Source organism: Brevibacterium album DSM 18261 (assembly GCF_000426445.1).
GTDB lineage: Bacteria > Actinomycetota > Actinomycetes > Actinomycetales > Brevibacteriaceae > Brevibacterium > Brevibacterium album.
This window is the reverse complement of sequence record NZ_AUFJ01000010.1, coordinates 174,721-197,637: the sequence shown is the minus strand read 5'-3', so window position 1 is coordinate 197,637 and position 22,917 is coordinate 174,721. Positions and strand designations below refer to the sequence as shown.

Annotated in this window: 22 protein-coding genes; 15 read left to right on the top strand and 7 right to left on the bottom strand. The window is 71.8% G+C overall.

Annotated features, from left to right (window positions below; translation table 11 throughout):
- The gene (gene nrdR, locus K318_RS0105065; RefSeq protein ID WP_029088683.1) at nucleotides 1-468 is read left to right on the top strand and encodes a transcriptional regulator NrdR; all 468 of its coding nucleotides are present in this window, start codon (nucleotides 1-3) and stop codon (nucleotides 466-468) included.
- Nucleotides 469-474: 6 nt separating this feature from the next.
- Here the strand turns inward: nrdR and K318_RS19530 are convergent, their stop codons facing one another.
- Both K318_RS19530 and K318_RS0105055 read right to left on the bottom strand, forming a co-directional pair.
- Entirely contained in the window at nucleotides 475-1,662 is a 1,188-nt protein-coding gene (locus tag K318_RS19530; protein WP_051297573.1) for an amidohydrolase family protein, read from the bottom strand.
- The gene (locus K318_RS0105055) at nucleotides 1,659-2,456 is read right to left on the bottom strand and encodes a TetR/AcrR family transcriptional regulator (RefSeq protein ID WP_084499739.1); all 798 of its coding nucleotides are present in this window, start codon (nucleotides 2,454-2,456) and stop codon (nucleotides 1,659-1,661) included. Before K318_RS0105055 ends, K318_RS19530 begins: the two co-directional genes overlap by 4 nt.
- A 113-nt stretch (nucleotides 2,457-2,569) precedes the next feature.
- On the opposite strand from K318_RS0105055, the gene K318_RS0105050 reads away from it, so the two are divergent.
- The gene (locus tag K318_RS0105050; RefSeq protein ID WP_245579767.1) at nucleotides 2,570-3,541 is read left to right on the top strand and encodes an ATP-binding cassette domain-containing protein; all 972 of its coding nucleotides are present in this window, start codon (nucleotides 2,570-2,572) and stop codon (nucleotides 3,539-3,541) included.
- Nucleotides 3,538-4,380: an ABC transporter permease gene (locus K318_RS0105045; RefSeq protein ID WP_035280696.1), complete on the top strand. Its 843-nt coding sequence runs from the start codon at nucleotides 3,538-3,540 to the stop codon at nucleotides 4,378-4,380. The genes K318_RS0105050 and K318_RS0105045 overlap by 4 nt, the downstream gene beginning before the upstream one ends.
- 172 nt (nucleotides 4,381-4,552) lie before the next feature.
- Here the strand turns inward: K318_RS0105045 and K318_RS0105040 are convergent, their stop codons facing one another.
- Entirely contained in the window at nucleotides 4,553-6,799 is a 2,247-nt protein-coding gene (locus tag K318_RS0105040; RefSeq protein ID WP_029088679.1) for a HelD family protein, read from the bottom strand.
- A gap of 72 nt (nucleotides 6,800-6,871) precedes the next feature.
- Entirely contained in the window at nucleotides 6,872-7,687 is an 816-nt protein-coding gene (locus K318_RS19525; protein WP_051297572.1) for a spermidine synthase, read from the bottom strand.
- A gap of 192 nt (nucleotides 7,688-7,879) precedes the next feature.
- Here K318_RS19525 and K318_RS19520 point away from each other — a divergent pair, with 192 nt between their 5' ends.
- Nucleotides 7,880-9,133 carry a DUF4192 family protein gene (locus K318_RS19520; protein WP_035280695.1) on the top strand — a complete coding sequence of 418 codons (1,254 nt, stop codon included), beginning with the start codon at nucleotides 7,880-7,882 and terminating at the stop codon, nucleotides 9,131-9,133.
- A gap of 141 nt (nucleotides 9,134-9,274) precedes the next feature.
- Complete coding sequence (locus K318_RS0105025) at nucleotides 9,275-10,618, top strand: RNA polymerase sigma factor (RefSeq protein ID WP_051297571.1); 1,344 nt, start codon at nucleotides 9,275-9,277, stop codon at nucleotides 10,616-10,618.
- Nucleotides 10,619-10,804: 186 nt separating this feature from the next.
- Here K318_RS0105025 and K318_RS0105020 read toward each other — a convergent pair whose 3' ends face one another.
- Nucleotides 10,805-11,062, bottom strand: coding sequence for a hypothetical protein (locus K318_RS0105020; protein ID WP_156913810.1), 258 nt, complete (start codon nucleotides 11,060-11,062; stop codon nucleotides 10,805-10,807).
- A 174-nt stretch (nucleotides 11,063-11,236) separates the two neighbouring features.
- Between K318_RS0105020 and K318_RS0105015 the strand changes: the two genes are divergently transcribed.
- Nucleotides 11,237-12,037, top strand: a complete 801-nt coding sequence (locus tag K318_RS0105015; protein ID WP_029088676.1) for a glycerophosphodiester phosphodiesterase family protein — start codon at nucleotides 11,237-11,239, stop codon at nucleotides 12,035-12,037.
- Here the strand turns inward: K318_RS0105015 and K318_RS0105010 are convergent.
- Entirely contained in the window at nucleotides 12,000-12,812 is an 813-nt protein-coding gene (locus K318_RS0105010) for a VOC family protein (protein ID WP_029088675.1), read from the bottom strand. The two genes, K318_RS0105015 and K318_RS0105010, sit on opposite strands and share 38 nt — an antisense overlap.
- A 155-nt stretch (nucleotides 12,813-12,967) precedes the next feature.
- Between K318_RS0105010 and K318_RS0105005 the strand changes: the two genes are divergently transcribed.
- Nucleotides 12,968-13,195, top strand: coding sequence for an AbrB/MazE/SpoVT family DNA-binding domain-containing protein (locus K318_RS0105005; RefSeq protein WP_029088674.1), 228 nt, complete (start codon nucleotides 12,968-12,970; stop codon nucleotides 13,193-13,195).
- Nucleotides 13,185-13,604, top strand: coding sequence for a type II toxin-antitoxin system VapC family toxin (locus K318_RS0105000; protein ID WP_029088673.1), 420 nt, complete (start codon nucleotides 13,185-13,187; stop codon nucleotides 13,602-13,604). Before K318_RS0105005 ends, K318_RS0105000 begins: the two co-directional genes overlap by 11 nt.
- Nucleotides 13,605-13,628: 24 nt before the next feature.
- On the opposite strand, the gene K318_RS0104995 is transcribed toward K318_RS0105000, so the two are convergent.
- On the bottom strand, nucleotides 13,629-14,528 hold the full coding sequence (locus K318_RS0104995) for an N-acetylmuramoyl-L-alanine amidase (RefSeq protein WP_084499736.1): 900 nt from the start codon (nucleotides 14,526-14,528) through the stop codon (nucleotides 13,629-13,631).
- Nucleotides 14,529-14,672: 144 nt separating this feature from the next.
- On the opposite strand from K318_RS0104995, the gene K318_RS0104990 reads away from it, so the two are divergent.
- The 7 genes from K318_RS0104990 (at nucleotide 14,673) to K318_RS19510 (ending at nucleotide 22,916) form a co-directional block, all read left to right on the top strand.
- Entirely contained in the window at nucleotides 14,673-16,766 is a 2,094-nt protein-coding gene (locus K318_RS0104990) for a DNA gyrase/topoisomerase IV subunit B (RefSeq protein ID WP_029088671.1), read from the top strand.
- A 494-nt stretch (nucleotides 16,767-17,260) separates the two neighbouring features.
- Nucleotides 17,261-20,041 carry a DUF4040 family protein gene (locus tag K318_RS19515; protein WP_051297569.1) on the top strand — a complete coding sequence of 927 codons (2,781 nt, stop codon included), beginning with the start codon at nucleotides 17,261-17,263 and terminating at the stop codon, nucleotides 20,039-20,041.
- Nucleotides 20,038-20,361 (top strand): cation:proton antiporter subunit C, encoded by a 324-nt coding sequence (locus tag K318_RS0104980; protein WP_029088670.1) that lies wholly within the window; start codon nucleotides 20,038-20,040, stop codon nucleotides 20,359-20,361. Before K318_RS19515 ends, K318_RS0104980 begins: the two co-directional genes overlap by 4 nt.
- Nucleotides 20,358-21,887, top strand: coding sequence for a monovalent cation/H+ antiporter subunit D family protein (locus K318_RS0104975; RefSeq protein WP_029088669.1), 1,530 nt, complete (start codon nucleotides 20,358-20,360; stop codon nucleotides 21,885-21,887). Before K318_RS0104980 ends, K318_RS0104975 begins: the two co-directional genes overlap by 4 nt.
- Entirely contained in the window at nucleotides 21,884-22,240 is a 357-nt protein-coding gene (locus tag K318_RS0104970) for a Na+/H+ antiporter subunit E (RefSeq protein WP_029088668.1), read from the top strand. The genes K318_RS0104975 and K318_RS0104970 overlap by 4 nt, the downstream gene beginning before the upstream one ends.
- Nucleotides 22,237-22,494, top strand: a complete 258-nt coding sequence (locus K318_RS0104965) for an MrpF/PhaF family protein (RefSeq protein ID WP_029088667.1) — start codon at nucleotides 22,237-22,239, stop codon at nucleotides 22,492-22,494. Before K318_RS0104970 ends, K318_RS0104965 begins: the two co-directional genes overlap by 4 nt.
- Complete coding sequence (locus K318_RS19510; protein WP_084499734.1) at nucleotides 22,491-22,916, top strand: cation:proton antiporter; 426 nt, start codon at nucleotides 22,491-22,493, stop codon at nucleotides 22,914-22,916. The genes K318_RS0104965 and K318_RS19510 overlap by 4 nt, the downstream gene beginning before the upstream one ends.
- The last annotated feature ends 1 nt before the right edge of the window (nucleotide 22,917 follow it).

Sequence of the window (22,917 nt, the reverse complement as noted above, 5' to 3'; positions counted from 1 at the left end):
GTGCACTGTCCCTTCTGCCGCAACCCCGATTCGCGAGTGGTCGACTCGCGCACCGCGGAGGACGGCTCCTCGATCCGCCGCCGGCGCCAGTGTCCGGCCTGCGGCCGCCGCTTCACGACGATGGAGGCGACGAGCCTGTCCGTCATCAAGCGCTCGGGGGTGTCCGAGGAGTTCTCCCGGAGCAAGATCGTCACCGGCGTGCGCAAGGCATGCCAGGGCCGGCCGGTGGGCGATGACGACCTCGCGAAGCTCGCGCAGACGGTCGAGGAGAGGATCCGCGGCCTGGGCGTGGCCGAGATCGACGCGGACGAGGTGGGCCTGGCGATCCTCGAGCCGCTGCGCGCCCTCGACCAGATCGCCTACCTCCGGTTCGCGAGCGTCTACCAGGGCTTCGACACGCTCGAGGACTTCGAGGCCGCCATCGCCTCGCTGCGGGAGGAGCAGGCCGAGCACACGGAAGGCGAGTGAGGCTGCTCACCCGCCGATCACGAGGCGGCCCGCGCGGAGGACCCGGCTGACCCGGCACAGGGCGCCGAGGTCGGAGAGCGGATCGCCCCGGACGAGCAGGAGATCGGCGGCCCGTCCCGGCTCCACCGCGCCAGTGTCCCGGGCGCCCAGCGCGCGTGCGGCGACGGAGGTCGCCGCACGCAGCGCCTCCCTGTGCCCGAGGCCGGCGGCGGAGAGCTCTGCGACCTCCTCGACGAGCCCCGCACCGAACGGGACTCCTGGCACGGCGGCATCGCTGCCGGCGATGACGGGAATCCCCGCGGCGTGCGCCTCCCGCAACCGGGCGCGGACGCGCTCGCGCGCCTCGGCCCCTGCCCCCGAGGCTGCCGCACGTGCACTGTGCTCCACCGCGAGGGTCGGGGCGAGCACGGTCCCGGCCGCGGCCATCCGCTCGAGGAGCCCCTCGGGCCAGCGCCGTCCGGTCGTATGCTCCAGGTCCGCCGTCGCGGCCGCCGGATCGCGCATCGTGAGATGCTCGATCCCGTCGGCACCGGCTTCGGCGGGAGTGCGCGGCAGGCGCACGGAATCGCCCTCGGCATCCGTCCCGTGCGTGCTGACTGGATGGCCGCCGGGCGTGGTGAGCACAGGTCCCGCGCAGAGGATGCGAGGGCCTTCCAGCGTGCCGGCGGACACCGCCTCCCGGAGGTCGAGGACCCACGCGAGCTCATCGCCCAGGCTGCGCACGGTCGTGACGCCGTGGGCGAGGAGCGCCCGCCGCGCATCCGGCACGTGGCGGGCCGCGTTCCAGATGTGACGGGGCAGATCGCCGGGTCCGAATTCCTCCCCGTCCTCGAGCTCCGGGTACCCGAGATGAACGTGCGCGTCGATGAGGCCGGGCATCACCGTCGTGCCGGGCGCCTCCAGCAGCTGCGCATCGGCCGGCGACGTCACCCGGTCCCCGACCTCGGCGATCACCCCGTCACGGACGAGGACGGAGGCACCCGGCGCGGGCGCCAGGCCCTCACCGCACAGCACCTGCGCGCCGCGGATCACGAGTGCGCCGGAATGCGGAGCCTGTGCCCGGTAGCGCATGCCGTGCCACGCGAGGGCGCCGGAGGCGCCCAGGGCGAGCGCCCCTCCTGCGAGGGCCGCGCCGGTGCGGAGGAGGCGGCGGCGAGTGGACCGCGCCGAGGGCGGGGGACGGGTGCCGGTCATCGGTTCCCGCCCTCCTGCCGCAGCTGGGCCTCGATCCCGTCGAGGATGACCTCGAGGCCGAACTCGTAGACGGCGGCAGGACTCGTCACGGCCTGGTAGGCCTCGCCCACGGCGCTTCCCACGCGCCCGGAGACGGGGAACGCCCCCGGGGGCATGACCTCCTCGAGCACGGGAGCGTTCGCGCTCCACCATTCCATGTCGCTCGTCCCGCTGGACTCCTCGCTGTGCCGTGCGCGCCGTGCGTCCTGCGCGCTGGCGGCGGCGTGCGAGGCGAGGAGCGACACCGTGTGGTCCATCGCGATGTCGTCGAGCCCGCAGCCCTCAAGCGCGCACAGCTCCCATTCGTAGCGCTCCGAGACGTGGGGGCCGATCCAGGGCCGGTGGCTCTGCGCATCGAGCAGCCAGGGATGCCGGTGATACTCCTCCCACAGCAGCCGGGAGACGCCGCGCAGCCTCTCCCGCAGCGTGCCGGTGTGCTCCGGGAGGGGAGTGCGTCCCACCGCCTGGTCGATCATGAGCCCGATGAGTGCCGAGCGGTCCGGGACGTAGGAGTAGAGCGACATGGGGGAGAGCCCCACCCGGTCGGCCGCTCTGCGCATCGAGAAGGACGCAAGGCCCTCGGCGTCGGCGAGGTCGATGCAGGCATCGACGATCTGGTCGACGCTCATCCTCCGGCGCGGGCCGCGGCGTCCCGCGGCCTCGCCCAGGCGTGCGCGCCACAGCAGTCGCAGCACCGTGTCCGTGGCCGCGGCGCCTCCTGCGGATGCTGTGTCTGAGCTCTCCTCGGATTCCATGTCGACAGCTTACTCCGTCGGGTGTACAGTGTTTCGAACCAGAAAGTCCGTACGCTGTAAAAAGTTTGGGGTGGGGCATGGAACCGCGAACACATGAGTGCAGAGCGAGGGGGGTGCGAGCCGATGGGTGCGGACCGGACGGGCGCAGGCCCGCGATCCGCGCGGTGGGGCTGCGCAAGCGGTACGGGACGCTGGACGCCCTCGACGGATTCGACCTGGAGGCCGAGGCCGGTGCGGTCCACGGCCTCCTGGGGCCCAACGGCGCGGGCAAGTCGACGGCGGTGAGCATTCTGAGCACGCTCGTCGAGGCGGACGGCGGCACCGCCGAGGTCGCGGGTGCGGATGTGCGCAGAGACCCGGGCGCGGTGCGCAGGCGGGCAGGCCTCATCGGGCAGCACCCGGCGGTCGACGAGATCCTGGGCGGCAGGCAGAACCTCGTGATGTTCGGACGGCTGCTGGGGCTGCGCCGCCGTGAGGCCGCGGCGCGGGCCGATGAGCTGCTCGAGGCGTTCGGGCTGGCCGAGGCGGCGGCGCGGCCGGCCTCCTCCTACTCCGGGGGGATGCGGCGCAGGCTCGACATCGCGGCGGGGATGATCCTCGACCCCGAGGTCCTGTTCCTGGACGAGCCGACGGCCGGCCTCGATCCGCGCGGACGCATCGACGTGTGGGAGGCGGTCGCGCGGATCGCCGCGCGGGGCACCACGGTGCTGCTCACGACCCAGCACCTCGAGGAGGCCGACCGGCTGGCCCATCGGGTCTCGATCATGAAGGCCGGCAGGATCATCGCAGAGGGCGCCCCGGATCAGCTCAAACGCCAGCGGGGCGGGGACCGGATCGAGATCGCGGCCGGCGATCCCGCCGCGGCGGCGGACATCGGCAGGGCGCTGACCGGGGCGACCGGGCCCGCGCCGGAGGTGGACGGGCTCACCCACAGGGTCACCGTGCCGGCGCCGCGGGGGACCGCAGACCTCAGCGAGGCCGTGCGCCGGCTCGACGCCGCCGGCCTCGCCCCCGACGACATCGGCCTGCGCCGGCCCACTCTGGACGAGGTCTTCCTCGCCCTCACCGAGAAGGAGGACGCATGAGCGCGCACACCGCAGGCCCGATCCCGAGGCGGACGGGAGCGGCGCCGTCACGGCGCATCGGCACCCTGCACGGCGGCTGGATCCTCACCCAGCGCGAACTCGCCCACTGGGCAAGGCAGCCGGCCACGCCCGTCTTCAGTCTGCTGTTCACGATCATGCTGCTGCTCATGTTCGCGTTCATCTTCGGCGGCTCCATCCGCCTGCCCGGGGGAGGGGACTACATCCAGTTCCTGCTGCCGGGCATGATGGCGCTCGCGATGATGTTCGGTGTCGAGTCGACCATGACCGCGATGGCCGCGGATGCGAAGAAGGGCATCACGGACCGCTTCCGGTCGATGCCCCTGGGAGACGCCTCGGTCTCGCTGGGACGGGTGGGGGCGGACATGGTGGGCTCCGCGGTCGAGCTCGCGATCCTCATCGGGGGCGGCCTGCTGCTGGGCTGGCGCACCACGGGCTCACCGGCCGCCGCGGCGGCCGCCGTGCTGCTCCTCCTGTGGCTGCGCTTCGCACTGCTCTGGGCGGGGATCTGCCTGGGTCTGACCGTGGGCCGCCATCAGGGCGCGGAGACCCTCGTGCAGGTGCTCGTGTGGCCGGTGGGCTTCCTCTCCACGGTCTTCGCCGCACCCGAGCTCATGCCGCCCTGGCTGGGCGCGCTCGCAGCGTGGAACCCCGTCTCGGCCACTGCCACGGCGGTGCGCGAGCTCTTCGGCAGTCCCACCGGGGTGACGGTCGGCTGGCTCGCCGAGCACGCCGTGCTCGCCGCGGTGCTGTGGCCGCTCGCCCTCACCGCGGTGCTCCTGCCGCTGTCCGCCAGGGCCTACCGGCGCCTGCGGAGGTAGCGCGGACGGAGGCGGCCTCCGGAACCGCTGAGAGGTGAGCTGAAAGGTTTGCGCGATCGTTCCGATCTGTGTGTAAGATGATGACTGCGTGCTCACGCAGCACGCCCGCCGCCGGCGGCATCGGAGGGGAAGCCGACGCCGCCGGCGGTCCTCATTCACGGGACTGCGGTTCTCATTCACCGCCGGCGAAGTGCTCGTCGAGCACCGAGGGCTGGGCGCTGAGGATCGCCAGCCGAGAGGTGGAGCGGGTCAGCGCCACATAGAGGTCGCCCACGTGCTCCTCCGCAGAGCCCGACTCCGGATCGACGGGGGCGATCGCGGCCGGCTCCACGACCACGACGCCGTCGAACTCGAGGCCCTTCGCCTCGTACGGGGTGAGGACGGCGATGCGGTGGTCGATCGCCTGCGGGCCCCAGCCGAGGTCCTCATCCCGGGTCGATGCGTGCTCGGTGAGCGCGTGCTCGGCGAGCTCCATGAGCGCCGGCGGCACGATCACGGCGATCCGGCCCGTGCCCGCAGCGCGCGCCTCGGCGGCGACCGTCCGGGGCAGCTGCGCGAAGAGGGCGTGGACGTCCTCGCGGCGGATCACCTCGGGGGCGTGCTCCCCCTCCCGGACAGCCTCGGGCAGCGCGAGACCGGGGAAGTGCGCGCGCAGGAGGGCGTTCGCCGGGCCCATGATGGAGGCGGGCGTCCGATAGGACACCGAGAGCTGCTCGAGCCGGAAGCGGTCGCCCATGTGCGGCTCGAGGATCTGCGCCCATGTGCGCGAGGCGTCCGTCGCCGCAGCCTGCGCGAGATCGCCCACGAGCGTCGCGGACTTGCTCGGCACCCGCCGGAACAGCAGTCGCAGCTGCATGGGGCTGAGCTCCTGGGCCTCGTCCACGACGAGATGGCCGAACGTCCACTCGCGGTCCTCGGCCGCCCGCTCCGCGATGGAGACGGCCGGATCCGCACCCGCATAGCGGGCCGCGAGCTGCTCGGCGCTCACCATCGCGTCCGTGCCCATCATCTCCGTGACATCGCGGGCGTACTCGAGCTCCGGGCTCTCCGCCGGCACGGAGCCGGCCTCGGGCGCCCCGATGAGCTCGGCGAGCTCATCGAGCAGCGGTACGTCCTCGACGGTGACGGCCGAGCGCGCCGGCCGCAGGAGGGCCTCGGCCTCGTTGTCCGTGAGCACCGATCGGGTGGCCTCGGCCAGCCGGTGGGGCTTCGACAGCAGCGCGTCGAGCACTCCGAGCGGCGTGAGCGGCAGCCAGCACAGATTGACCGCCACCCGCACGTCCCGGGAGGCGCGCAGGTCGTCGGTGAGCTCCGGCAGGCGCTCGCCCGCGGCCTCGGCCCCCTGTGCGCGCGCGAGGGCGTCGGCCAGCGTGCGCAGCACCGCCCCTGCGAACACGGCCCGGGCCTCGTTGTGCGGCTTGTCCGCCCGCCGCGCCCGCTCCCGGGCCGCGCGTACGTCCGCAGCGCGCAGCACGATCCGGTGGGGCCCCACCTGGAGCTCCTGATCGGCGTCCGGCACCCGCTGGTAGGAGCGGACCATCCGCCGCATGACCTCGGCCATCCGCAGATCGCCCTTGACCCGGGCCGTGCGCGGTGCGTCGTGCAGCGTCGTCTCGACCCCCGGCACGAGCTGGCCGGGGGTGAGCAGCACCGCCCCCGTCTCGCCGAGCGAGGGCAGGACGCGCTCGATGTACTTGAGGAACACGGGCGAGGGGCCCACGAGCAGCACGCCGGACTTCGCGATCCGGTCCCGGTGCCGGTACAGCAGATAGGCCGCCCGGTGCAGCGCGACGGCGGTCTTGCCCGTGCCGGGCCCGCCCTGCACGACGAGCGTGCCCGTCATGTCCTGACGGATGATCTGGTCCTGCTCACCCTGGATCGTCGCGACGATGTCGCCCATCCGCCCCGTGCGGCGCGCGCCGAGCGCGGCCATGAGGGCGCCTTCGCCCTGCAGACCGGCCTGTGCGTCCTCGCTCAGTCCGGAGAGGTCGAGCACATCGTCCTCGACGCCCGTGACCGTCCGCCCCCGGGTGGCGATGTGGCGGCGGCGGGCGAGGCCGGCCGGCTGGGCGGCGGTGGCCCGGTAGAACGGCTCCGAGGCCGGCGCGCGCCAGTCCATGAGGAGCTGCGAGCGGTCCGCCGCCGAGAGGCCGATGCGGCCGATGTAGGTCGTCTCGCCGCTCACCGCGTCGATGCGACCGAAGCACAGGCCCTCCTCCGCCGACTGGTAGCGGATCAGCGCGTCCTCGTAGAGCGTGGCGAAGGCGTCGCGCTCCGAGCGGTTCTGGTGGTGGCCGCCCACCTGGGCGCGGCGGACCGTCGCGAGTGAGGCCGCCGTCTCCGCGCGCAGCTCGTCGAGCCGCCGGTAGAGGGTGTCGATCTGCGTCTGCTCGTGCGCGCGTTCGCGTGGCTCGCTCATGGTGCCTTTCGTCGGTCCCGGGGGCAATCCATTATGCCGTGCCCGTCAAAGCGGCGACGCATCCGCACGTCTTCAGCCGGAGAGACCGCACGCGCGCAGCAGCGTCCGCCGCCCGTGGACGGTCGGGACGGCGCACCCCTCCGCCCGCGCCCTGCGCGCGATGTCCGCGGGGTCGAGGGGCGCATGCGCGGCGAGGACGACCACATTGCCGTGCGCACGTCCGGCCAGGCGCCCGCCGCCGGTGATCGCGGCGAGGTGGGGGAAGCACCCGCGGAGGCCCTCGGCCTCGGCCCGCAGCGCCGCGCGTCCGGCGGTGTCGGCGACGTTGGCGCAGTAGAGACCGTGAGCGCCCAGGGCCCGGGCGGCGGAGGCGAACCATTCCGGCGACTGCAGCTGCGGGGGCGTGACATCGCCTGAGAACGCGTCCCGGACGACGAGGTCGAGCGAGTCCTCGCGCTGGCGTGCGAGCTCCGCACCGCCTTCTGCCGCGCGGATCGCGACGGCGGGGGAGCGGGGCAGGTCGAGGTGCGCCCGCACCCATGTCGCGAGCGCGGCATCGACCTCCGCGACCGTCTGGCGCGAGCCGGGCCGATCGGCGGCGATGCGCCTGGGCAGGGCGCAGGCCGCCCCGCCCACGTGCAGTGCGCGGAGCGTGGGCCGGGAGGTGACGGGCAGACCGGAGTCGATGCCGGCGATGAGCCAGCGCATGTACTCGAAGTCGAGACGGCCGGGGTCCGCAGGCGCGTACGGAGACGAGGGCACGCCGTTGACGGTGAGCACGAAGGCCGCGGGATCGCCGGGCACGGGGTCGAAGGACGCAGTGCCGGTGTCGATGGGGAACGGACCTGTTGACGGTGCGCTGCCGGAGCGCCTGCGGCGTGAGGACATCGCACCAGGGTAGTCGGACGCAGCCGCGCTCCCGCGCCGTCGCCGCGTGCATCGCCGGGGTGCCGCCGACGGACACAGGGGCCCGCTCCGCCCGACTTGCCGTGCGCACCCGCGCCTGTGGACACGCACCAGCTCGTCCACAGGTGAGGGTGGGGCCTTCCCGCGGCCCGCTCCGGGCCGTGGACTGGGCGCATGGACGCATACACACTCACTCACGGACCTGCGCTCATCGGCCTCGTGCCCCACCTCGTGGGCTACCGGCCCGAGGACTCCCTCGTGCTCGTCACCGCCCACAGCACCGGTCCCGGCGGCGGCCAGGTGGGAGCGAGCCTGCGGATCGACTTCGGCCGCGCACAGGCGGAGGGGCTCGACGGCCCGCTGCTCGAGTCTCTGCTCGCACCGCTCTCGCACACGGAGGGGGCGGACATCGTCTTCCCCGTCCTCTTCAGCGAGGCGCTCGCCTCGCACCACACGCGGCTCGACGAGGCCGAGGCGTGCGGTGCGGGCCCCGACAGCACCGGTCCCGGCGGTCCGGACGACCAGGACGAGGACGCGAGCACCGCGCGCATCCTCCTCGACGGGCTCGAGGCCGTGTGCGCGGCCCTCGACGACCGCGGGCTCACCGTGCTCGCACCGCTGTGGGCCGGCCGGAGCGAGTGCGGGCGCATCGGGGAGCCGGGCAGCACGCCCGTCGCCGCGGCGGAGACGGCGCCTGCGGTCATCGGCATGATCGCGGAGGGCTCCCATGCTGCGGACAGCTTCGAGGACCTCGTGCGTCCGCCCCGCCCGTGTGCGGAGCACGCGGCGGAGGTCGAGCGCATGCGCGCCGGCGGGGAGGTCTCCGATGAGGCGGCTGCGGATGCACTGCTGCGGGCGGCGCAGGCGCTGGAGGAGCGGGTGCGCCGCCGGGAGGGCGGCGAGAGGGCTCCTGACCCGCTCCCCCTGCCGGAACCGGAGGCGGTGCTCGCCCTCGACCGCTTCGCGGCCCGTCCCGCCGACCGCGATTTCGTGCAGATGCTGCTGAGCGGGGACCACCCGGCCTTCACCGCCGACGGTCTGGCGGACATGCCCGAGCGCTCCTTCCTCGCCTATGCCCGCAGGATGGTCTTCGCCCCGGGTGCCACGCAGGCGCTCGTGGGGTTCAGCCCCCGGCCACCGCGTCTGCAGGCGCTCGCCGAGGCGGTGGACTGGCTGCGCGCCTGCATGCCCTATGCGTCCGCGGAGGCGCTGCCGGGGGTGCATGCCGTGCTCGCGTGGTTCGAATGGTCGCGGATGCGCATGCGGTTCGCCGAGCACTATGCGCGCACCGCGCTGCGCGGTCCGGAGGACTGCCGCCTCGCTCGGCTCGTGCTGCGTGCGGTGCAGGCGGGCGTGCCCCCGGAGTGGGCGCGCGAGCATTCACATGAGCGGGATCCGTTTGTCAAGAGGAGGAATACCGTGCAATGATCGGGCGTTGACCCAGTCGAACACGATGCCGGTGGTGTGCCCTCCGTGCAGTTTGACATGGGTCTTACTGGTGCCCTCGGGCCTGGTCGTACCCTAAGCCCTCAGCCGAAAGGTCCTCACGTGCCCACAAAGGATACGGAAATGTCGAGCACTGACGCCCAGAGCGCTCAGCCGCAGACGGAGGCCGCGACCGCTACGGCCACGGCGACGAAGAAGACCACCGCTGCCGCCGGGACGGCGAAGTCCGCGAAGGCGGGAGCCAAGACGACCGCGAAGAAGGCCGCGGGGACGAAGTCCGCGACGGCGAAGAAGACCACCGCTGCCAAGAGCACCGCCGCGAAGAAGACGACCGCGAAGAAGGGCACCTCCGCCGAGACCAAGGACGAGGAGGCGATCGACCTCGACGTGACCACCATCGAGGAGGCCGAGGCCGAGGAGATCGACCCGGACGAGGCCACCGAGACCAAGAACGCGGAGGAGGAGCAGAAGAACGCCGTCGTCAAGGAGGCCGGGGGCTTCGTCGTCTCCAACACCGATGACGACGACCAGCCGGCACAGCAGGTCGTCTCCGCCGGTGCGACGGCGGACCCGGTCAAGGACTACCTCAAGCAGATCGGCAAGGTCGCCCTGCTCAACGCCGCGGAGGAGGTCGACCTCGCCAAGCGGATCGAGGCCGGCATGTACGCCGACCACCTCGTGAGCACGGGAGAGGTCGCGGACTCCAAGCTGCTGCGTGAGTACCAGTGGATCATCCACGACGGCCGGATCGCGAAGAACCACCTGCTCGAGGCCAACCTCCGCCTCGTGGTCTCGCTGGCCAAGCGCTACACCGGCCGCGGCATGCTCTTCCTCGACCTCATTCAGGAAGGCAATCTGGGCCTCATCCGCGCCGTCGAGAAGTTCGACTACACGAAGGGCTTCAAGTTCTCCACGTACGCGACGTGGTGGATCCGTCAGGCGATCACGCGTGCGATGGCAGATCAGGCGCGCACCATCCGCATTCCCGTCCACATGGTCGAGGTCATCAACAAGCTCGCCCGCGTCCAGCGCCAGATGCTCCAGGACCTGGGCCGCGAGCCCACCCCGGAGGAGCTGGCCAAGGAGCTCGACATGACGCCCGAGCGCGTCGTCGAGGTCCAGAAGTACGGCCGCGAGCCCATCTCGCTGCACACGCCGCTGGGCGAGGACGGCGACTCCGAGTTCGGCGACCTCATCGAGGACTCCGAGGCGGTCGTCCCGGCCGACTCCGTGAGCTTCACGCTCCTGCAGGAGCAGCTGCACTCCGTCCTCGACACGCTGTCCGAGCGCGAGGCCGGCGTGGTCTCGATGAGGTTCGGCCTCAATGACGGCCAGCCCAAGACGCTCGACGAGATCGGGAAGGTCTACGGCGTGACCCGCGAGCGCATCCGCCAGATAGAGTCGAAGACGATGGCGAAGCTGCGCCATCCCTCCCGCTCACAGGTCCTGCGCGACTACCTGGACTGAGCCGGATTCGTGACCGACCCGCCGGCCGCACTGCGCCAGCGGGTCGGTGCATTCAGGACGCGGGGACGGGAAGCCTCTCCACGCTGAGTTCGACTCTCCCGCCCGAAGCCTCGCGGCGAAGCTCAGATGTGAGGGGTCTGCTTCTTTCCGGGCTGCCTGCTAAGCCGAGTGGTGTGCCTTCACCGGTCAGCCGAGGCGCACCGTACTGACGCAGCGCCTCTGCGGCCTGTCCAGATTCGTGTACCACTCCATGCCCCACTTCGGCTCCAGCCGCGCGCTCATCGCGTTGCCCAGGGCGACCTCGAGAATCGCGAGATCGGCGAGGAAGGCGATGGAGAGGTCGCGGTCCCACAGGCACAGGTCGCGGGCAAGATCCGGGTCGCCCGCGGCGGCCTTCGGCAATGTCGTGGCCCCGGACACCTCCATGGGCGACGCGATGAACACGTACACACAGTGCATTCCCGGACCCTGGGCACATCGCCTGGGCGCGAAGTGCGCGCTCGTCACCGACGGACGCTCCTCCGGCGGACAGAGGCGCGGTGTGACTGGTTTCGGAACGAGATTCAGGCCTGGCATAGAGTCGGCGAGGGAGAACCCGGATGTGCGAAAGGAGGCCCTGTGCCGCATCCCTATCTGAGCGGTGACGGTCCGCGGGTGCTTGCGCACAGGGGTCTCGTGACTCCGGAGATGGCCGCGGCCGGCGTCGTGGAGAACTCCGCCGCCGCGGTCGCTGCCGCAGCGGCGACGGGCGCGGCCTATGTCGAATCGGACTGCCATCTCACGGCCGACGGCACCGTCGTCCTCTTCCACGACGACAGCCTCGAACGGCTCACGGGTGACCCGCGGACGCTCGCCGAGGTGACGGTCGATGAGCTCAGGGAGCTCATGGCCGCGCGCGGGGGCCTGCTCACACTGACCGAGGCCCTCGGCTCCTTCCCGGGGCTCCGCTTCAACATCGATGTCAAGGCGGATGCCGCGGCGGCTCCGGCTGGGGCGCTCATCGGCCCGCACTGGCGCCGCTGCCTGCTCACGAGCTTCTCCGACTCCCGGCGCCGGCGGGCGCTGGCCGCGGCCCAGGCCGTGCCCGGCGGCAGACGACCGGCGACCTCGCCGGGGGAGCACGGGGTGGCCGCCCTCATGCTCGCAGCGCTCACAGGTTCGCGGCGGCTGGCGCACCGGGCGCTCTCCGGCCTCGACGCGGCGCAGATCCCGGAGCGCCAGGGCATCCTCCCCGTGCTCACTCCCGCCCTCCTCGACACCGCCCATGCCGGCGGCGTCGAGGTCCACGTGTGGACGGTGAATGATCCCGCGCGCATGCGCGCGCTCACGCAGGCGGGGGTGGACGGCCTCGTCACCGACCGGGCCGATCTCGCCCTGCGCCTTATTCGCTCTCAGGGGCCGCGAAGCTCACCAGTGTGAACGCCGCGAGGTGCGGGTCCACGAAGCGTCCCACCCTGCCGTGGAAGGAGTCGTGCGGTGCGGCGAGCACATCGCCGCCGAGCTCCACGACCTGCGCGGCCGCGGCATCGACGTCCTCGACCGCGAAATGCGCCTCCCAGTGCGCGGGCACCTCGAGCGCCGAGGCGTCGAGGATCCCGCCCAGCAGGGCACCGTCCGCGGTCGCGGAGTCGGCGGTGTTGGAGCTCGAACTGCCGAGCGCGAAGCCGAGGTAGCTCTGCTCCTCCGTCTGCGAGAGCGGGGAGGTCTCCCAACCGAACACCGTGCGGTAGAACTCGACGGCGCGCATGTCCTTCGTGAACAGCTCGGCCCATGCGAGGGCGCCGGGCGTGCCGAAGGCGCCCATGCCCCGCTCATCGCCGTATTCGAGCACGCCGAAGGCGGTGCCCGTGGAATCGGCGGCCAGTGCGACGCTCGCATCGGTGTCGAAGCCGGGAACGGCCATGAGCGGCCTGCCCCGCGCCTTCTCCAGCCCGGCCATGAACTCGTCGAAGCCGTCGACGCGGAAGTACAGCGTCCAGAACGCGGGCGAGTCCTGTCCCTCCGGCTGGGGGCTCAGGCCCGCGAGGCGGCGGCCGCCGTGCACGGCGGCGCTGCCCATGCCCATCGGCCCGGCGCCGGAGAACTCCCAGCCCAGCAGTGCTGCGTAGAACGCGGACGAGGCTTCGAGATCGGGCGTCGTGAGGTCGAACCAGCAGGGTGCCCCTGCGGGCGGAACGGTGTATTGGGCGGGCATGCGCGAGGTCCTCTCGAACGGCGGAAGGGCAGACGGCTCCCGAGCCTACGTGAGCGCCGAACCGCGGAGCGAGCGGGCGGGCGGGTAACATGTAATACATGTAGGAGGTATTACATCGAGGTCGCGGTGGAGGACGCTGCGGGGAGGGGAGCCCCATGAGGCTGAATAGCAAGGGCCAGGTGACGATCCCGGCGGAGCTGCGGCGGCGCTTCGGCTTCGCGGAAGGGGACGAGGTCGATGTGATCGCAGGGCCTGAGGGCCTCCGGATCGTCCATCGTGATACAGGGGGGACGCCGGGTGAGCGAGCGGTGAGACGGCTGCGCGGACGCGCCACCACTGACCTGAGCACGGATGAGCTCATGGAGATGCTGCGTGGCGATTGACACCCCCAGGACCCTGATCGACTCGAATGTCCTGCTGGACGTGCTCACCGACGACGAGAACTGGGCCGACTGGTCGACGAGAGCGCTGTCGGAGGCGCTCGATCGAGGCGCGGCGGTGATCAGCCCGATCATCTACACGGAGGTCTCGGTGGGGTTCGAGAGGATCGAGGACGTTGACGCGGCGCTTCCGAGGAGCCTGTTCGTCCGTGAGGAGCTGCCGTGGGCGGCGGGATTCCTCGCGGGCAAGGCGTTTCTCGCCTACCGGCGCCGCGGAGGTGAGAAGAGGTCACCGCTGCCGGACTTCTACATCGGGGCGCACGCCGCGGTCTCCGGCAGTCGTCTGCTCACGCGAGACGCATCCCGGTACCGCACGTACTTCCCGCAGCTGCGCCTCGTGCACCCGGGCTGAGGCCGCGCCCGGGCCGGGGCGGGCTCAGCCCAGCGCCCGCCCGAGCGCTGCGACGATCGCCCGGGCGATCCGCTCCTGTCCCTCCTCGGAGGCGAGGAGTTCGGCGTCCGCAGCGCTGCGCATCTCACCGGCCTCGAGCATGACCGCGGGCACCGACGCATTGCTCAGGGTTGCGAGGTCCGCCCGCTCGACCACCTCGTCATAGGCGGGATTGCGCTCGAGGCCCTCGTTCTCGAGCTCTGCGACCAGGGCCTCGGCGATCTCGCGCGAGGCCCTGACGGCCTCGTCATCGGCGGCCGCCCCCGCGGCACCCGTGATGACGTGGAAGCCGGCGGCGCTCCTGTCCTCCGTCCCGTTGGCATGGAGGCTGATGAGCGCATCGGCGTCCGCCTCGCCCGCGAACTTTCCGCGCTCGTCCACGCACGGTCCCACCCCGTCATCGGAGTCCCGGCTCAGCACCGCTTCGCCCCCGGCCTCCTCGACCTGCGCGACCAGCGCCTGCGCGAGCTCCCAGGCGAAGCGATGCTCGGGATACCCGTCATCCGATTCCGTCCCCACCGTGTTGCAGTCCTTCGTGCCGTCGCGGCCGTCGGGGACCTGCTCTCCGAGCGCCGCCGGATCCGCGGCGTTCCCGCCGTTGTGGCCGGGATCGACGGCGAGGGTCAGGCCGGTGAGCGGCGGCGCCGAGGCCGTCGCCTCGGAAGCGGTCCCGGTCTTCGCCGCGGAGGCGGCAGCGGGCTCATCGGGTGAGGGGCCCGGCTCCGCGCCCGGCGCCTCGCATCCCGCCACGACGGCCAGGACCACGGCGGCGGCCCCCAGCGCGAGGGCCCGGCGGGGACGCACGGCACGACGAGGCCGGCCGGCGCGGCGGGCAGGAGCGCTGCGAGCGGGAGCGCCGCCGTGGGGGAGCGAGGGCGGGGTCACCCGCTCAGCCTATGCGAGGGGGCCTCGGATCCGGCGCGCCTGTGCCGGCTCCGCGGCCGTGTCCGCCCCGGGGAATACAATGGTGCGTCGGATCAGCAGGCGAGAGGGGCACCAGTGGCAGGCCGGAGCAGCGCGAAGACCGATATGAGCTATGACGCACGGCACCTCTCGGTGCTCTCCGGGCTCGAGGCGGTCCGCAAGCGCCCCGGCATGTACATCGGCTCGACGGACTCGCGCGGCCTCATGCACTGCCTGTGGGAGATCATCGACAACTCCGTCGACGAGGCGCTCGGCGGCCACGGCGAGTCCATCGAGATCGCCCTCGAGGCCGACGGCTCCGTCGTCGTCACCGACCGCGGCCGCGGCATCCCCGTCGACATCGAGCCGAAGACCGGGCTCTCCGGGGTCGAGGTCGTCATGACCAAGCTGCATGCCGGCGGCAAGTTCGGCGGCGGCTCCTACAGCGCCTCGGGCGGCCTGCACGGCGTGGGCGCCTCCGTCGTCAACGCGCTCTCGGCCCGCCTCGACGTCGAGGTGACGCGTGCGGGCAAGGTGCACCGGATGTCGTTCCGCCGCGGCGAGCCCGGACGCTTCGACGACACCGCCGGGACCGGCCCGCTCAGTCCCTTCACGCCGTTCACCGAGCCCACTCCGCCCGAGGTCGTCGGGAAGGCCAAGCGCGGCCTCACCGGCACCCGGGTGCGGTACTGGGCCGATCCCCAGATCTTCCTCGCGGACGCGCAGTTCTCCTACTCCGAGCTCGTCGACCGGGCCCGGCAGACCGCGTTCCTCGTTCCCGGCCTCGGCATCACGATCCACGACCGCCGCGGCGTCGCCAGGGACGAGGCCGGCGAGCCGCTGGCCGAGCGCACGGAGGAGTTCCGGTACGACGGCGGCATCTCCGAGTTCGCCGAGCACCTCTCCCACGATCCCGCGCTCACGGACGTGTGGCGCCTGTCCGGGGAGGGGACGTTCACGGAGACCGTGCCCGTCCTGGGCGAGGACGGGCGGATGGTCTCCGAGGAGGTCTCCCGGACCGTGGGCGTCGACATCGCGCTGCGCTGGGGCACGGGCTACGACACGACGCTCAAGAGCTTCGTCAACATCATCGCCACCCCCAAGGGCGGCACCCACGTCACCGGCTTCGAGCAGGCGCTCCTGCGGACCCTGCGCAAGGCGGTCGAGGCCAATGCCCGCAAGCTCAAGGCGGGCAAGGACAGGGTCGAGAAGGACGATGTGCTCTCCGGTCTCACCGCCGTCGTGACGGTGCGCCTGGCCGAGCCGCAGTTCGAGGGGCAGACGAAGGAGGTCCTCGGCACTGCGGCGGTGAGGCAGATCGTCGCGAAGACGGTGGACCGGGAGCTGAAGGCCGTGCTCGAATCGAGCGCGCGGCCCGCGAAGGGCCAGTCCGCCGCGTTGCTCGAGAAGGTCGTCGCGGAGATGAAGGCACGCATCAGCGCACGCACGCACCGGGAGAACCAGCGGCGCAAGACCGCGCTCGAATCGTCCTCGCTGCCGGCCAAGCTCTACGACTGCCGCGTGAGCGAGTCGGAGTCCACGGAGCTCTTCATCGTCGAGGGCGATTCCGCTATGGGCACCGCCAAGGCCGCACGGGACTCCGAGTTCCAGGCGCTCTTCCCCATCCGGGGCAAGATCCTCAACGTGCAGAAGGCCTCGGTGGCGGACATGCTCGCGAATGCGGAGTGCGCCGCGCTCACGCAGGTGGTGGGCGCCGGCTCCGGCCGCAGCTTCGACCTCGCCTCCGTCCGCTACGGCAAGATCATCATCATGACGGATGCGGACGTCGACGGTGCGCACATCCGCACCCTGCTCCTCACGCTGTTCTTCCGCTACATGCGGCCGCTCGTCGAGGCCGGGCGGGTCTTCGCCGCCGTGCCCCCGCTGCATCGCGTCGAGATCGTCAACCGGGGGAAGGCCAACGAGGTCGTCTACACCTACTCGGAGGCCGAGGTCACCGCCCTGCTGAAGAAGCTGGACCGGCAGCGGAAGACGTACAAGGAGCCGCAGCGCTACAAGGGCCTCGGCGAGATGGACGCGGACCAGCTCGCGGAGACGACGATGGACCCCGGCATGCGCAGCCTGCGCCGCGTGACGATGGCCGACGCCGAGCGCGCGCAGAACACGTTCTCCCTGCTCATGGGCTCGGAGGTGGCCCCGCGCAAGGAGTTCATCATCGCCGGCGCCGCAGCGCTGGACCTCGAGCGCATCGACGCCTGAGCGGGGCACCGGGCCCGGCGGGGTGCCGGTCCGCGCGTCCGCGTCCGCAGCGCGGTTTGCGCTCTGCCTCACACTGTGTGGTACTGTTCCCCGCGATGTCTGTTCACCGAGGAGCCTCCCGCACGGCGTTCGCGCCGATCTTCAGGGTGCTCTTTCCTGCCGGTACGAACGGACATCCCACTCACTGGGGTCCCATGCTCTCGGGCGGTCAGCCCAACCTCGCCGCTGCCTGAGCATCGGCCGAACGGCGTGACGCCCTACAGCTGAGGAGCACCCGGTGCCGGACGCGATGAACCGCGCCGCGCACAGTGCCTCAGCGCAGAGCACCCATCCGTGGAACCTGACAGCGACGCTGCATGATCTGTGCGCGGGTCCAGGCATTCCCGGCGTCTCCGCGCATATCGCGGACCTCCCGCTCCGCATTCCCGGGGGAGAAGTGCGTCTGTTCGGTCTGATGGACTGTCTGTCCTGTTCCGACGATCCGAGGCGGATCCATGCTCTTCGCTTCCCTCCTAGTCGTACTCCTCTCCTGTCTCGCCGTTCCCGTCCTCAGCTCGCGCCTGGGCCGTGAGACCGGCTGGCTGCTTGCCGTCCCCCTGCTGGCGGCGGCCGTGTTCCTCGTGCTCGCCGCGGCGGACTCCGGCGGCGCGCCGGTCGAGGCGCTCGTCCCGTGGATGCCCACCCTGGACATCGGCCTGGCCCTGCGCCTAGACGGCCTCTCCCTGCTCTTCTCCCTGCTGGTCCTCGTGATCGGCGCCGGTGTGCTCGTCTACTCGGGCCGCTATCTGGGCATCGCCGGGAGGCACATGAGCTTCTACGTGCTCATGACCGCCTTCGCGCTGGCCATGCTGCTGCTCGTGCTCGCGGACGACCTCGTGGTGCTGTTCGTGGCCTGGGAGGCGACGACGCTGTGCTCCTTCTTCCTCATCGCACGCTCCGGTCCGCATGCCCGGGAACCGGCGCTCCGGACCCTCCTCGTCACCGCGGCCGGCGGCCTGAGCCTCCTCGGTGCCGTCGCGCTCATCGCCGTGCGCACCGGGACCACCCGGATCAGCGAGGCGCTCGCAGACCCTGCCTGGCACACGGACCCCGGCTTCGGCATCGCCGCAGCGGCCCTGCTCGCAGGCGCCGCGTTCACGAAGTCCGCCCAGTTCCCCTTCCAGTCCTGGCTGCCGGACTCGATGGTCGCGATCACCCCGGTGTCGGCCTATCTGCACGCGGCGGCCATGGTCAAGGCGGGCATCTACCTGATGTTCCGCTTCTCCCCGGTGCTCGCGGACGTGCCGCTGTGGACCGCCCTGCTGGTGAGCGCCGGTCTGTTCACGGCGCTGTTCGGAGCCGTCGCCGCGCTGCGCAGGCACGACCTCAAGGAGCTGCTGGCCTATTCGACGATGAGCCAGCTGGGTCTGCTCACGGCGATGATCGGCATAGGCACCCCCGCCGCAATCACTGCCGCAGTGGTCCATACGGCGGCGCATGCGCTGTTCAAGTCCGCCGCCTTCATGCTGGTGGGCGTCATCGACCACGAGGCCGGCACCCGCGACTCCCGTGAGCTCGCCGGCCTGCGGCTGCGGATGCCGGTCACGGGGCTCGCGCTCGTCCTCGCCTGCGCCTCCATGGCCGGTGTGCCCCTGCTGCTGGGCTTCGTGAGCAAGGAGCTCATGTTCACGGCGTTCCTCGAGGCGCCCGGGCTCGCCTGGGTGCCGCTCGTCGTCACCGCTGCCGCGGCGCTGACATCGGTGCTCACCTTCGCGTACTCCGCCAGGATCGTGCTCGGCGCCTTCGGCGGCGGTCGCGCCCGTGCAGACAGGACCGTGCCCGAGGCGCCCGCCGGCTTCTGGTCCGTCCCCGCCCTCGCCGCGGTCGCGGGCCTGGTGCTCGGGGTCCTGCCCGCGCCCCTGGACGGCGCGGTGTCCGCGGCGGTCGCTGCCGCCGCCGGTGGTGCCGCAGATGTGCATCTGAGTCTGTGGCACGGCTTCAATGCCGCACTCGGTGTCTCAGCGCTCGTCCTCACGGCGGGCATCGGCCTCGTGCTGGCCCGGCGCCGCGTGGATGCGCTGGCCGCTCCGCTCGCTCTGCCGCTCTCGGGCCTGACGGCGGTCGATGCCGTGCGCGCCGGGATCATCCGCCTCGGCGCCCTCGTCGGCCGGACCACGGGCGGCCGGGCGCCTCGCCTCCACCTGGCCGTGCCCATCGTGTGCCTCATGGGGCTGGCGCTGGCCGGAGTCCTCGCCGTGGGCGAGCTGCCCCCTCTCGTGGGCGCGCCCTCCCAGCCCCTGGACTGGGCGCTCGTCGCCCTCGTCCTCGCGGGAGTGGTCGGGGCGGTGAGGGCGCGCACGCGCATCTCCGCCATCGTGGTCACCGGCGTGGTCGGCTTCGCGATGACGCTGTGGTACTTCGCGCTCGGCGCCGCGGACGTGGCGCTGACCCAGCTCCTCGTCGAGATCCTCACGGTCTGCGTCATGGTCCTGCTCCTGCGCAGGCTCCCAGCCCGCTTCGAGCGCTCCTCGCGGCGGTCCCGGCTGCCGGCCGCTGCGCTCGCCGCCGGCGGAGGCCTCGCCGCGGCACTGGGGGTCTGGGCGCTCACCGGCAGGCGAGAGATGTCCGATGCCGCCAGTTACTACCTCAGCGAGGCCGAGGAAGCCACGGGAGGGACGAACATCGTCAACACCATCCTCGTGGATTTCCGCGCCCTCGACACCCTGGGGGAGCTGACGGTGCTGGGCGTCGCCGGCATCGCACTCGCCGCGCTGCTGCACTCGCGTCGGCCGGCACCCACGCTCTCGACGCAGCTGGACGAGAGCACGCCGCTCATCGACGCGCGCGAGAACTCGGTGTTCGTGCACAGCGTCACCCGGATCCTGGGACCGGTGATCGTGCTGCTCTCCCTCATCCTGCTGCTGCGCGGGCACTACGAGCCGGGCGGCGGGTTCATCGCGGCCCTCATGGGAGGTGCGGGCTTCGCCCTGCTCTACCTGGCAGCCCCCTCCGATTCCGCCGCACGCGTGCGGTGGCCCTATCTCATGCTCATCGGCGCGGGCGTCGCGGTCGGCGTGGGGACGGGCTTCCTGGGCTACCTGGAGGGATCGTTCCTCACACCGCTCCACATCGAGCTGCTCGGTCTCTCGCTCAGCACCGCGCTGGTGTTCGACATCGGCGTGTACCTGGGCGTGATCGGGATCGTGCTCGCGGCACTCAACCTGCTGGGACGTCGTCAGCGCGTGCTGCACGACGACGATGTCCCGGCCCGGACCAAGGAGGTGAGCCCGCGATGACCGTCGCCGTGACCACCGGCCTGCTCGTGGCAGGCGCCGTCTATCTCTTCCTGCAGCGCGAGATGCTGCGCGTGATCCTCGGCTTCGTCCTGCTGGGGCACGCAGGGAACCTCGTGCTCATGGCCGCCGGCGGCACCTCGCGGCGCGGCGAGCCCTTCGGCACCCCCGGCGATCCCTCGCAGATCGCCGATCCGCTGCCGCAGGCGTTCGTCCTCACCGCGATCGTCATCGCCTTCTCGATCACGATCTTCATGCTCGTGCTCTCCGTGACGGGGACCCGCGACGATTCGACGACCGACGACGAGGAGGTCAGCGCATGACCGGTGCGTTCCTGGCGCTGTTCATCGCGGTGCCGCTCTTCACCGCAGGGCTGCTGGCCATGACCGGCCATCGCCCCCGCGTGCACGCGCTCGTCCTCCTCGCGGTCCTCGCCGGCTCGCTGGCCGGGGGACTCGCCCTCGTGCGCGGACTCGCCGCGGGTGGGACGATCGCCCACGGGATCGGCTCGTGGCCGTTCGGCATCGCGATCCCGCTGGTTGCGGACATGTTCACCGCGCTCATGCTCAGTGTGACCGGCCTGCTCTCGCTCACCTGTGCCGTGTTCGCCCTGGCCTCGCGGCGCGCGGCCTCGCGCTTCTTCGCACCGCTCGCGCTCGTGCTGCAGGCGGGCGTCAACGGCGCCCTGCTCACCGCGGACCTCTTCAACCTGTTCGTGTTCATCGAGGTCATGCTCCTGCCGGCCTACGGGCTCTTCGTACTCGCCGCCCGGGGCCGTGCGGGTCTCGGCCAGATCGCCGGTGCCCGGCTCTACGTCACGCTCAATCTCCTCACCTCCACGATCTTCCTCACGGGGGTGGGCTTCCTCTACGGCACCGCCGGCACCGTCAATCTGGGCGAGCTCGCCGGGGCCGCCGCCGAGGACGATCTCACGGCGTTCGCGACCGCGGTCTGCCTGTTCGCGCTCGGGATCAAGGCCTCCGTCGTGCCCGTGCACGGCTGGCTCGCCCGTGCCTATCCGGCGACCTCGCCCGCCGTGACCGCGCTGTTCTCCGGCCTGCACACGAAGGTCGCAATCTACGCGATCTACCGCATCTACGCCGTCGTCTTCGACGGGGACGCCCGCTGGCTGTGGATCGGCGTGCTGCTGTTCTCCGCGACCATGGTGATCGGGGTGTTCGGTGCGGTGGGTGAGAACACGACCCGTTCGATCCTCGCCTTCCACATGGTCAGTCAGATCGGCTACATCCTGCTGGGCGTCGCCCTGTTCACCGGGGCGGGTCTGACCGCGGGCATCTTCTACCTCATCCACCACATGATCGTGAAGGCCTCCCTGTTCCTGTCCACCGGCGCGATCGAGGTCCGCTGGGGCACGGGGACCCTGGGCAGGGTGTCCGGGATGGGGCGGCGTGAGCCCGTCCTCGCGGCCGCCTTCTTCGTCGCGGCGCTCTCCCTGGCCGGTCTGCCGCCGTTCTCCGGGTTCGTCGCCAAGCTCTCCCTCATCCTCGCCTCCCTCGAGGCGGGCGAGGTCGCAGCCGTGGTCGTGATGCTGGTCGTGAGCCTCGTCACCCTGCTCTCGATGCTGAAGATCTGGTCCGGCGTGTTCTGGGGGAAGCCGGCGGAGATGCCCGCAGCCGTCGGCGCGGGCACGGACTCCGTGACCTCCCTGCCACCGGATCCCCCCGACGCTCCGCGTGTGGGCGCGCTGCTGGCCGCACCGGCGGTGGCGCTGGCCCTCATCACGATCGGCCTGGGGATCGGGGCGGAGCTCCTGCTCGAGCTCTCCCGGACGGCGGCCGAGGGCCTGCTGGACACGCGCGGCTACGTCGAGGCGGTGAGGAGCTCATGACCTGGTTCACCTGGCCCTTCCGGATCCTGGGGTTCGCCTGCTGGTTCGCCTGGCAGGTCGTGCTCTCGAACATCGCAGTGCTGCGCGACAACCTCACCCCCGGACAGGATTCGGCTCCCGGGATCGTGCGCTGCGCCACCCGCTGTCAGGGCGACGGCGAGCTCACAGTGCTGGCCGCGCTCATCACACTGACCCCGGGGACCCTCACCCTGGGCACGACGAGAGAGGAGGGGGAGCGAGTGCTCTTCGTCCACGGCATGTACGCGGCCTCCGCAGAGGCCCTCCGCACCGAACTGGAGGACATGGAGACCCGGATGCTCCGGGCGCTCCGCCGAACGGGGGTGAGCTCATGACCGGCCTCGACATCGGGATCCTCCTCCTCGTGGCCGCATGCCTCGCGGCCACGGTCCGGATGCTCGCAGGCCCTTCCGAGGCCGACCGCGCGATCGCGGGTGATCTGCTGCTGTTCGGCGTCGTCGGGCTCATCGCGCTCGTGGGCGTCCGGATCGGCAGCGGATACACCTTCGACATCGTGCTGGTGGCCTCCGTCGTGGGCTTCCTCGGCGCGCTGTCCCTGGCCCGGGCGCTCACGAGGGGGAAGCGATGACGGCACTCACCCTCGCAGGCGATGTGCTCGTCATCGCCGGCGCATTGGTCTTCGCCACCGCAGCGCTCGGTCTCCTGCGGTTCCCCGATGCCTATACGCGCATCTCCGCCGTCGGCACGGCGGGAGGGCTCGGCATCGTCCTCGTCATCACGGGCGCGTTCCTGCACCGGCCCTCCGTCCCGGCAGCCGTGATGGTGGTGCTCGCCGTCCTCCTCCAGCTCACGACCTCTGCGGTGGGGAGCATGGCGATCGCCCGTTCGGCCCTGCTCGTCCGGACTCCGCTCAGCCGGCTGCGCTTCAGCGAGCTGCACGACGAGAGCGGGGCCGAGGCGGAGCCCGACGGCGGCGAGCCTCCCCTCGAGGCGCTCCGCCTCGAGGAGACGATCGCGGATCCGGGCGAGCACAGCGAAAGGACCGGCTGAG

Bases quoted from the DNA above. Each gene is read 5' to 3' on its own strand.
- K318_RS19530 (WP_051297573.1), bottom strand. From the start codon at position 1,662: ATGACCGGCACCCGTCCCCCGCCCTCGGCGCGGTCCACTCGCCGCCGC.
- K318_RS0105055 (WP_084499739.1), bottom strand. From the start codon at position 2,456: ATGGAATCCGAGGAGAGCTCAGACACAGCATCCGCAGGAGGCGCCGCG.
- K318_RS0105045 (WP_035280696.1), top strand. From the start codon at position 3,538: ATGAGCGCGCACACCGCAGGCCCGATCCCGAGGCGGACGGGAGCGGCG.
- K318_RS0105040 (WP_029088679.1), bottom strand. From the start codon at position 6,799: ATGAGCGAGCCACGCGAACGCGCGCACGAGCAGACGCAGATCGACACC.
- K318_RS19525 (WP_051297572.1), bottom strand. From the start codon at position 7,687: ATGTCCTCACGCCGCAGGCGCTCCGGCAGCGCACCGTCAACAGGTCCG.
- K318_RS19520 (WP_035280695.1), top strand. From the start codon at position 7,880: ATGGACGCATACACACTCACTCACGGACCTGCGCTCATCGGCCTCGTG.
- K318_RS0105025 (WP_051297571.1), top strand. From the start codon at position 9,275: ATGTCGAGCACTGACGCCCAGAGCGCTCAGCCGCAGACGGAGGCCGCG.
- K318_RS0105010 (WP_029088675.1), bottom strand. From the start codon at position 12,812: ATGCCCGCCCAATACACCGTTCCGCCCGCAGGGGCACCCTGCTGGTTC.
- K318_RS0105005 (WP_029088674.1), top strand. From the start codon at position 12,968: ATGAGGCTGAATAGCAAGGGCCAGGTGACGATCCCGGCGGAGCTGCGG.
- K318_RS0104990 (WP_029088671.1), top strand. From the start codon at position 14,673: ATGAGCTATGACGCACGGCACCTCTCGGTGCTCTCCGGGCTCGAGGCG.
- K318_RS19515 (WP_051297569.1), top strand. From the start codon at position 17,261: ATGCTCTTCGCTTCCCTCCTAGTCGTACTCCTCTCCTGTCTCGCCGTT.
- K318_RS0104980 (WP_029088670.1), top strand. From the start codon at position 20,038: ATGACCGTCGCCGTGACCACCGGCCTGCTCGTGGCAGGCGCCGTCTAT.
- K318_RS0104975 (WP_029088669.1), top strand. From the start codon at position 20,358: ATGACCGGTGCGTTCCTGGCGCTGTTCATCGCGGTGCCGCTCTTCACC.
- K318_RS0104970 (WP_029088668.1), top strand. From the start codon at position 21,884: ATGACCTGGTTCACCTGGCCCTTCCGGATCCTGGGGTTCGCCTGCTGG.
- K318_RS0104965 (WP_029088667.1), top strand. From the start codon at position 22,237: ATGACCGGCCTCGACATCGGGATCCTCCTCCTCGTGGCCGCATGCCTC.
- K318_RS19510 (WP_084499734.1), top strand. From the start codon at position 22,491: ATGACGGCACTCACCCTCGCAGGCGATGTGCTCGTCATCGCCGGCGCA.